Genomic DNA, 233 nt, shown 5'->3' on the forward strand with positions numbered 1-233 from the left:
CACCATATTCCAAAAACGCATGCGCTCGATGCCGTGTGTGTAGGCACAGTGCGCGCAGTCGTTGATTGGAATCGTCCAACATTGACGATCAAGTGTTCTGGTCGCGGAAGCTATCAGCGCACACGCTTAGACCAGTATGGCTTTCCGAATGGGTTTCTCATGCGTCAAAAGCAGGTACGTGGTTTCCAGACAGGCGACATGGTTAAAGCCATCGTTATTAAAGGCAAGAAAAC

1 pseudogene is annotated in these 233 nt (G+C 49.8%); it reads left to right on the forward strand.

What is annotated here, in order from left to right:
- Window positions 1–233: pseudogene (locus QN395_RS21555) on the forward strand (HNH endonuclease); the annotation flags it as partial.

The organism is Undibacterium sp. RTI2.2 (assembly GCF_035018705.1).
Classification (GTDB): domain Bacteria; phylum Pseudomonadota; class Gammaproteobacteria; order Burkholderiales; family Burkholderiaceae_D; genus Undibacterium.